The following is an 8,606-nucleotide window of genomic DNA, read 5'->3' on the forward strand; positions in this document are numbered from 1 at the left end:
CAATTCGTGGGCCTGGCCGGGGCCTCCCGCAACAGGGGGCCCCGGCATCGGCGATCAGGCAAACTGCTTGGCAAACGTGTCGAGCGCGGCCTTGACCTTGGCGCGCGTGGCGTCGCCCAGATCCTTGGTGGTGCGGATCTCGGTCAGCACGTCTGCGTGGTTGGCATGCAGATAGCTCAACAATTCGGCTTCGTATTCCACCACGTCGGTCACCTGGATCGCATCGAGATAGCCCTGCGTACCGGCAAAGATCACCACGGTCTGTTCTTCGAACGACAGCGGCGAAAACTGCGGCTGCTTGAGCAGCTCGGTCAGGCGCGAGCCGCGGTTGAGCAGCTTTTGCGTCGAAGCGTCGAGGTCCGACCCGAACTGCGCAAACGCCGCCATTTCGCGGTACTGTGCCAGTTCCAGCTTGATCGAGCCCGAAACCTTCTTCATCGCCTTGGTCTGCGCTGACGAACCGACGCGGCTGACCGACAGGCCGACGTTGATCGCCGGGCGGATGCCCTGGAAGAACAGGCCGGTTTCGAGGAAGATCTGGCCGTCGGTGATCGAGATCACGTTGGTCGGAATATAAGCCGACACGTCACCCGCCTGGGTTTCGATGATCGGCAGCGCGGTCAGCGAACCGGCGCCGTTGTCGTCGTTCATCTTGGCAGCACGTTCCAGCAGACGGCTGTGCAGATAGAACACGTCGCCCGGATAGGCTTCGCGGCCCGGCGGGCGGCGCAGCAGCAGCGACATCTGGCGATAAGCAACTGCCTGCTTGGACAAATCGTCATAGACGATGACCGCATGCATGCCGTTGTCGCGGAAGAATTCGCCCATCGTGCAGCCGGTGTAGGGCGCCAGATACTGCAACGGGGCCGGTTCCGACGCGGTCGCGGCGACCACGATGGTATATTCCAGTGCGCCCGATTCTTCGAGCTGGCGCACGATCTGCGCCACGGTCGAACGCTTCTGGCCGACGGCGACATAGATGCAGTACAGCTTTTTCGATTCATCGTCCCCGGCGTTGGCCGCCTTCTGGTTGATGAACGTGTCGATCGCCACGGCGGTCTTGCCGGTCTGGCGGTCGCCGATGATCAGTTCGCGCTGGCCACGGCCGATCGGCACCAGCGCGTCGATCGCCTTGAGCCCGGTCTGCACCGGTTCGTGTACCGATTTGCGCGGGATGATGCCAGGCGCCTTGATTTCAACGCGGCGGCGTTCGGTCGATTCGATCGGCCCCTTGCCATCGATCGGATTGCCCAGCGCATCGACCACGCGGCCCAGCAGGCCCTTGCCGATCGGCACGTCGACGATCGTGCCGGTGCGGCGCACGATGTCGCCTTCCTTGATTTCGGTGTCGGTGCCAAAGATCACGACGCCGACATTGTCGGCTTCGAGGTTCAGCGCCATGCCCTTGATGCCATTGGCGAATTCGACCATTTCACCGGCCTGGACCTGATCCAGACCGTGAATGCGGGCGATGCCGTCGCCGACCGACAACACGGTGCCGACTTCCGAGACTTGCGCCTCGGTGCCGAAGCTGGCGATCTGGTCCTTGATGACCCGGGAGATTTCAGCAGCGCGGATTTCCATGTTCTGCCTTTCTAGGAAGACGTGTGCAGGCCGTTCAGGCCTTTACAGCCTGGGCAAGCGAATTGAGACGGGTGCGGATGGAGCCATCGATGCGCTGGCTGCCGATCTGGACAACCAGACCGCCAAGCAGGGCGGGATCGATGTGGGTACGAAGCGTCACGGTGCGGCCTTCGCGCTGCGCCAGCTTGGCAGTCAGCGCGGCGATCTGGCCTTCGGTCAGTGCATGCGCGGTGGTGACATCGGCGGTCACTTCGCCGCGCGCATCGGCGGCAATCGCGGCAAACGCGCGGATTACTGCGGGCAATTGCGCCAGACGGCGGTTGCCGGCCAGCACGCCGAGAAAATTGGTGGTCAGCCCATGCAGCGACAGCACCTGGGCCACCGCCTTGATCGCGCGTTCGGCGTCATTGCGCGAAACCTGCGGATCGTGGAGCAGTTGGGCAAGATCGCTCGATTCGCTGATCGCGGCCAAAAGCCGGTCAAGATCGCCCTCGACCACGGCACGCGCATCGTGTTCGCCGGCCAGCGCAAACAAAGCCGAAGCGTAACGCCCTGCCAGGCTGGCCGTAATGCCGCCGGAAATCCCCACGCGCCTCTTTCCCCCTCATCGGATGAGCCAAACGGGCCGCGCCAGGTCCGCAGGGAAGCGGCAGCATCAGCCCGTCTTGGGGGGGCGCCTAGCAACCTCGGTTGCTTATTACAAGATAGCAAATGGCGTGGGTTGCGGGCACCGGGCAAACGCCTGTGCAGACGTATGCGGATTCGCGTGCCGATTCATCGCGCCGGCTGGCAGGTATAGCGCATCCGTTCATTGGGTTCGGCGGGCAACAGCGTCTTGATCGCGGCCTGCGCGCTGCCGAGCTGGCGCGCCAGGTCTTCGCTGGCGCCGCAGGGCGGAAAGGCGATCTTGCTGCGTTCGGCACGCGCGCGGTTCATGTCGTCGATGCCCATCAGGAACCGTTCGACGGTATAGCTGTGCGCGGCGGGGTCGAAATGGGTGACTGCGATGGTGTCTTCGCCATTGGGCACCAGCACGCGTGACCAGCCGTCCTGCGCCAGGCCATACTGGGTCTTGCCATTGACGCAGCCACCCGCGCTCCATTGCAGCGGCACATCGGTGATATCAGACACCGTCACCCGGCTGCGCTGCGGATCGAGCACGCAGATCAGTTTTTGCGGGGCGGCAGCGGCGGCGGTGCTGCCATCGCCGTCGGGCGCGGGCGTGCCGCTGGCATCGACTTCGGCCATGCGATCCTTGGCACGATCATCGATTGCGCTGAGCGAGGGGCGCAAGATCCACGCAAACCCGGCGCCCAGCACCAGCACGATCAGCAGGCCCACCCCGATCCGAGTGCCGCGCACCTGGCCGCGCTGGCGTTGCAGAAAGGCGAACGTCGCCGCGCCGATTGCGGCCACCAGCAGCAGCGCGGCCAGCGCCAGCCCGTTGTCGCGTTCGGACAGCACGTCGAGTTCGGCGTCATGGCGCGCCTTGTCAAAGGCGTGTTCCCTGGCGGCGGTGCGGGCCAGCGCCTCGGCGGCCACGCGCGCCTGATCATCGGCGCTGCGCTGGCTGTCGGCGCGGTCGAGATCGGCGATCGAGGTGCACGGCAGGCTGGCCAGATGGGGGATAACCCCGGCGCTTTTCAGGAACGGCTGCAACTCGCGCATCGAGATCGCGAAGAAAAACGACGAATCGGTGCCGTTGTCGCTGACCGTGCCGAAACTGTTGACCCCCAGCACGCGCCCGCACGTATCGAGCAGCGGCCCGCCCGAATTGCCCGCGCCCAGTTGCGCGGTGTGCAGGATGGTGTCGAACTGCCGGGATGACCGCCCCGACGACACCTGGCCATAGGTCTTCACGGTGTCCTGCGGGGTGACCAAGTCGCCTGCGTTCAACCCCTGGGCGGCATCGACATTGCCGGGATAGCCGACCGCCGCGATCTGCATGCCGTCGGACACCGCGCCGGGAAACAGCGTCAGCGGCTGCAGCGCGGCATGGTTGCCCAGTTGCAGCAGCGCCAGATCGTTGGCGGGCGAATAGGCAACGATATGCGCGGGATAGCTGGCGCTGCCCTGGCTGGGGATCACGCCGATCACCACATTGCCGTCGCCATGCGCGTCCTGCACGACATGGGCATTGGTCACGATCATGTCGGGTGCCACGGCAAAGCCCGAGCCATGGCCCAGCATGCTGGTGCCCAGAAATCCGCTGCGCACCAGCACCACGCGCACCACGCCCCGGCTGGCGGCGGCGATATCGCCGGGATCGGCCAGCGCCGGGCGTGCCCCGCCGATCAGCGCGAGCAGGGGGAGGACCAACAGCAGGGGGCGAACGAGGCGGCGCAACAACATGGAGCCGTTCTTGCCCGCAAGGGGTTTTGATCGCAAGGCGCGGGATGCATTGTCATGCCAATCGCGTCAAATGAGCGCCCGGAGTGATGGAGCGAGATGCATGGTGACCGATGATCAGGCCTGGACCGCCGTACTGGCGCGCGATCGGGCGTTTGACGGGCAGTTTGTCACCGGCGTGCTGACCACTGGCATTTATTGCCGCCCGTCGTGCGCGGCGCGCCATCCCCGGCGTGCAAACGTGCGCTTTTTTGCCAGTGGGCGTGATGCCGTGGCCGCAGGGCTGCGACCGTGCCTGCGCTGTCGGCCCGATGATCTGGCGCGCGATGAGGCCGCGATCCTGCGCGTGATCGATGCGATTCGCACCGCCGGGGATGCCCTGCCGCTGGCCGATCTGGCGAAAACCACCGGGTACAGCCCGGCGCACCTGCAACGCCTGTTCGTGCGCCACACCGGCCTGTCGCCCGCCGCCTATGCCCGCGCCTTGCGCGCCGAACGCATGGCCGACAGCCTGAGCCGCGCCGAAACCGTGACCGAGGCGATCTATGATGCGGGGTTTTCCGGCCCGTCGCGGTTCTATGCCGATGCCGACCGGCTGGGCATGGCGCCCTCGGCGTGGGTCGATGGCGGGCGCGGGGTAACCATCCGCTGGGCGGTGGTGCCGACCAGCCTTGGCGCGATGATGGTCGCCGCGACCGACAAGGGCGTGTGCCGCCTGTCGTTTGCCGAAGACCGCGCCGCGCTGGCCGCGCGGTTTCCCCACGCCACGCTGGTGGAGGGCGGGGCGCCGTTCGCCGATCTGCTGGCGCAGGTGATCGCCGCGGTAGAGGCGCCGGGCACCGGTGAGCATATCCCCATCGATGTGCGCGGCACCGCGTTTCAAGAGGCGGTGTGGCGCGCGCTGCGCACGATCCCGCCGGGTGAAACGCGCAGTTATGGCGATATCGCCGCGCAGATCGGCCATCCACGCGCGGTGCGTGCGCTGGGCAGCGCCAATGGCGCCAACCCTGTCGCGGTGCTGATCCCGTGCCATCGCGTGATCCGCAGCGACGGCAGCGCGGGCGGCTATGCCTATGGTCTGGACATCAAGCGGGCCTTGCTGGCGCGCGAACGGCGCTGACCCATTGCCCCACCGCGCGCGGCACCAGCGCATAGCCGACAAAATACCACGGCAGCATCAGCGCGCCCCAATAGAACGTGTCGGGCCGGGCAAAACACGCCAGCAGCGCGGCATAGCCCAGCACCAGCAACAGGCTGAACCGTCCGGCGCGGCCATCCACCGCCAGCCAGCCGATCACCGGCACGAATGCCGCCAGCAGCGCCAGGTGAAACGGCAGCACGGTCAACATGCTGGTGAACACCACGTCCTTCAGGAACCCCGCCGGCCCTTGCAGCGCGTGCCAGCCCTGGCTCACCTCGTCGCCGGGCTGCCACAAGGGCGCCACCATCTGCGCATGCCACGCCATCAACAGCGCCCATCCGCCGATCAGCCCGGCCCAGGCCAGCGCCTCGCGCCAGCGCCGCTCGATCAGCGCAAACGCCAGCAGCAGCAGCACGAACGGCAGCACCAGTTCGCGCAAGGCCAGCCCGATCGCCAGCGGCGCCATGATCCACCCCCATTGGCGCGGCCAGCCCCATACCCCCGCCAGCGCCAGCGCCATGCACAGCCCGGCGAGGCATTCGTGCAGCGGCAGCACGGCGGGGCTGAGCAGCGGCGCGGCGCCCACTGCAAAGACCAGCGCCAGCGCCACCCGTTCGCCCGCACGCAATCGCCCGGCCGACGCCACGATCCAGCCGATCAGACCGGCCAGCGCCACGATCAGCGCGGTGATCTCCACCCCGCGCCAGCCGACCAGCGCCGCCCACCAGGTCATCGTCGGCGGGCGCACGGTCACAAACGGCCTGAGCGGGTAATGATGCGCGCGCTGGATCGCCGCGGCAGCAGGATAATAGCCACAGCCCGCCGCCACTGCATCGGCGATATCGCGATAGAGCCGCACATCGGTATAATCGCCATGCAACCCGGCCTGCACCCGCGCGGTTGGCACGGTCAGGCACCAGACGCAGCAGGCGGCAACGACGATCGCCAGCAGGATGGCGGCAAAGCGGGGCAGGCGGGCGATCATGCGCCCAACTTGGCCAAAACACGCCGCGTTGCAATCGCCTGTTTCGCCCGCCTGTTTCGCCGCGCGGCGATTGCCTCTTAACCGATCGACTAAATCGCGATACCATGACCGCCAGCAACCAGAGAACCGGAGAGTCCCCATGGCCACCGTCGCGCTCGATCCCGCCCTGCCACAGACCATTCGCGAAGCCTTTGCCCATATCGGCACGGTCTCCGCACCGACGATCGCCGATTTCAAGGTGATGGTGCTGGTCGAGGCGGCCAGCGAAACGCTGTACCGGCGCACCGCCGAGGGCACCGACCATGCCGGCGTGATCGAGCTGCTGCACGCCAACGGGCGCGAGGAAATGCTGCATGCCCGCCGCGTGTCGGACGTGATCGGTCTGCTTGGTGGCGGCGATTTTCCCGCCCCCGCCGCGCCGGACAATCCCTATCTTGCCAACGGCGGCTTTCCCTTTTCGCCGGTCACCCCCGATGCGCTGCGCAAGCTGTCTGTCGGCGAATTCGATGGCGAAGCGTTGTACGAACGCTGGGCCGCCACCATCGACCACCCCGCCGCCGCCGACCTGCTGCGCGCCAACGGGCGCGAAGAAGTCGATCATGGCAACCGCCTGTTGCAGGCCGCCGCCTTGCTGGAGGCATAGACCAATAGCGTGACAATCAGGCAGGCGCCGCTCATCCAGAGCCTGCCGAAGGATGCGCGCCGAGGTCGGCGCTGCGTCAGCTTACCGTGGTTTGCGCCCGTGCCTCGCGCAGGGTGGCGCCGGGCACCGCCGATGCGGCGCCCCGTTTGGGAATGGCGATCCGCTGCGACAGATAAATGCCGCTGTGGCCCGAACAGATATAGGCAACGAAACAGGCCACCGCGATCGGCACCATATGCGTGGCGCCAAACAGTTCCACCCCCATGATGGTGCAGGCCAGCGGGGTGTTGGCCGCGCCTGCAAACACCGCGACAAAGCCCAGGGCGGCAAACAGATCGACCGGCACGCCCAGCGCGCCGCCCAGTGCATTGCCCAGCGCGGCGCCGATAAAGAACAGCGGGGTCACTTCGCCGCCCTTGAACCCCGCGCTTAGCGTCACGATGGTGAACAGCAGTTTCAGCGCCCAGCTCCAGTGATCGACCGGCCCGGTGAAAAACCCGGCGATGGTCGGCGCGGCGGGATCGGGCGACCACACGCCCAGCCCCAGATAGGCGCGCGTGCCCGTCACAAACACCAGCGCGATCACCAGCAGCCCGCCGACAAACGGGCGCGCCGGGCCATAGGGGATCACCCGCTTGAACCAGCCGCCCAGCGTATGGTTGGCCTCTGCAAACACCAGTCCGGCCAGCCCGAAGGCAACGCCGGCCAGTGCCGCCTTGGTCACCAGCACCGGATCGATCGCGGTGGCGCCGCCCGATCCCGCCAGATAGGCAACGCGATAGATGCCGTGATGGATGCCCCAGGCATGGCAGGTCCAATCGCCCACCACGCCCGCCGCCAGGCACGGGATCAGCGCGGTATATTCCACCCGGCCCACCGCCAGCACTTCCAGCGCAAACACCGCGCCGGCCAGCGGCGTGCCGAACACCGCGCCAAACCCGGCGGCAACCCCGGCCATCAGGATGATGCGCAAGCCATCGCCCTGCAGCCCGGCCAGTTTGCCGATCGCACTGGCCAGGCTGCCGCCCAGTTGCACCGCGGTGCCTTCGCGCCCGGCCGAGCCGCCGCACAGATGCGTGACCACCGTGCCCACAAAGATCAGCGGGGCCATGCGCAGCGGCACGCCGCCGCCGGGTTCATGGATCTGTTCGACAATCAGGTTGTTGCCGCCTTCGACGCTCTTGCCCGTCAGATGATACAGCAGGCCGATCGCCGCGCCCGCCACCGGCAGCACAAACAGCAGCCATGGGTGATCGAACCGCGCGTGTGTGGCCACATCGAGGCTCCACAGAAACGCCGCGCACAGCGACCCCACCGCGATCGCCATCGGCACCAGGATCAGCGCCCAGCGCAGCACGGCCATGGCATGATCGTGCCGCGTGCGCACAAACGCCGCCACATCGAACGAGGCACAATAGGTTTGAAACAGCGCGCGCACAGATCCTCCTTGTTGCCGAAACGGCCAAAGGTAGGAATCATCAACCCGAAAAAACGGGTGGTTCGGCATAGCGCCCGGCGGAAATCCATCGCCGGGCGCGCCCATGCATTGTGCAGCGCACCATGTCAAGCCGGGGTCAAGCCGGGGGTTCGCGCGCGCCACGCCGTACAACGGGGGGATTGACGCATCCCCGCCGTCGGCGCAGGCGCCAGCCACCCCGATCGCCCAGACGAAAGCCCAGGCCCATGCTCGACCAGTTTGCCCATGCCATCCAGGTGCTTGGCGGCACCACCGCCGCCGCGCGCCGCCTGAATATCGACGAACGCGCCATCCGCCGCTTTTCCAACGGCGAACGTCCGCTCAACCCCGGCCTGCTGGCCGACACCGCCAAGGCGCTGCGTCAGCTTGCCGATGATGCAACAGCGGCGGAACAGGCGATCATGGCGGCGCTGTCAGGGCAGGGGGG

The 8,606-nt window shown here is 67.0% G+C and carries 8 protein-coding genes and 1 riboswitch; of the genes, 3 read left to right on the plus strand and 5 right to left on the minus strand.

Annotation, left to right across the window (positions count from 1 at the left end; genetic code table 11):
* Positions 1-54: 54 nt before the first annotated feature.
* From atpA to AQZ49_RS18825, 3 genes are all read right to left on the minus strand, one after another.
* Positions 55-1,584 carry a F0F1 ATP synthase subunit alpha gene (gene atpA, locus AQZ49_RS18815; protein WP_067619476.1) on the minus strand — a complete coding sequence of 510 codons (1,530 nt, stop codon included), beginning with the start codon at positions 1,582-1,584 and terminating at the stop codon, positions 55-57.
* A 34-nt stretch (positions 1,585-1,618) separates the two neighbouring features.
* The gene (locus AQZ49_RS18820; protein WP_067619477.1) at positions 1,619-2,173 is read right to left on the minus strand and encodes a F0F1 ATP synthase subunit delta; all 555 of its coding nucleotides are present in this window, start codon (positions 2,171-2,173) and stop codon (positions 1,619-1,621) included.
* Between the two features lie 185 nt (positions 2,174-2,358).
* The gene (locus tag AQZ49_RS18825; protein WP_067619480.1) at positions 2,359-3,936 is read right to left on the minus strand and encodes a S1 family peptidase; all 1,578 of its coding nucleotides are present in this window, start codon (positions 3,934-3,936) and stop codon (positions 2,359-2,361) included.
* 100 nt (positions 3,937-4,036) lie between these two features.
* Between AQZ49_RS18825 and ada the strand changes: the two genes are divergently transcribed.
* Complete coding sequence (gene ada / locus AQZ49_RS18830) at positions 4,037-5,053, plus strand: bifunctional DNA-binding transcriptional regulator/O6-methylguanine-DNA methyltransferase Ada (protein ID WP_156428394.1); 1,017 nt, start codon at positions 4,037-4,039, stop codon at positions 5,051-5,053.
* Here ada and AQZ49_RS18835 read toward each other — a convergent pair.
* Positions 5,019-6,059 (minus strand): hypothetical protein, encoded by a 1,041-nt coding sequence (locus AQZ49_RS18835; RefSeq protein WP_067619484.1) that lies wholly within the window; start codon positions 6,057-6,059, stop codon positions 5,019-5,021. The genes ada and AQZ49_RS18835 overlap by 35 nt on opposite strands.
* Before the next feature lie 139 nt (positions 6,060-6,198).
* Here AQZ49_RS18835 and AQZ49_RS18840 point away from each other — a divergent pair, with 139 nt between their 5' ends.
* Positions 6,199-6,702: a ferritin-like domain-containing protein gene (locus AQZ49_RS18840; RefSeq protein ID WP_067619486.1), complete on the plus strand. Its 504-nt coding sequence runs from the start codon at positions 6,199-6,201 to the stop codon at positions 6,700-6,702.
* Between the two features lie 76 nt (positions 6,703-6,778).
* On the opposite strand, the gene AQZ49_RS18845 is transcribed toward AQZ49_RS18840, so the two are convergent.
* Positions 6,779-8,140 (minus strand): voltage-gated chloride channel family protein, encoded by a 1,362-nt coding sequence (locus AQZ49_RS18845; protein WP_067619549.1) that lies wholly within the window; start codon positions 8,138-8,140, stop codon positions 6,779-6,781.
* A 24-nt stretch (positions 8,141-8,164) separates the two neighbouring features.
* A riboswitch (Fluoride riboswitch) is annotated at positions 8,165-8,242 on the minus strand.
* A gap of 143 nt (positions 8,243-8,385) precedes the next feature.
* Between AQZ49_RS18845 and AQZ49_RS22655 the strand changes: the two genes are divergently transcribed.
* The coding region (locus tag AQZ49_RS22655) for a helix-turn-helix domain-containing protein (protein ID WP_082701911.1) at positions 8,386-8,606 on the plus strand (221 nt) is incomplete at its 3' end.

Source organism: Novosphingobium sp. FSW06-99, from assembly GCF_001519065.1.
In the GTDB taxonomy this organism is placed as follows: Bacteria; Pseudomonadota; Alphaproteobacteria; order Sphingomonadales; family Sphingomonadaceae; genus Novosphingobium.

Bases quoted from the DNA above. Each gene is read 5' to 3' on its own strand.
- AQZ49_RS18825 (WP_067619480.1), bottom strand. From the start codon at position 3,936: ATGTTGTTGCGCCGCCTCGTTCGCCCCCTGCTGTTGGTCCTCCCCCTG.
- atpA (WP_067619476.1), bottom strand. From the start codon at position 1,584: ATGGAAATCCGCGCTGCTGAAATCTCCCGGGTCATCAAGGACCAGATC.
- ada (WP_156428394.1), top strand. From the start codon at position 4,037: ATGGTGACCGATGATCAGGCCTGGACCGCCGTACTGGCGCGCGATCGG.
- AQZ49_RS18835 (WP_067619484.1), bottom strand. From the start codon at position 6,059: ATGATCGCCCGCCTGCCCCGCTTTGCCGCCATCCTGCTGGCGATCGTC.
- AQZ49_RS18840 (WP_067619486.1), top strand. From the start codon at position 6,199: ATGGCCACCGTCGCGCTCGATCCCGCCCTGCCACAGACCATTCGCGAA.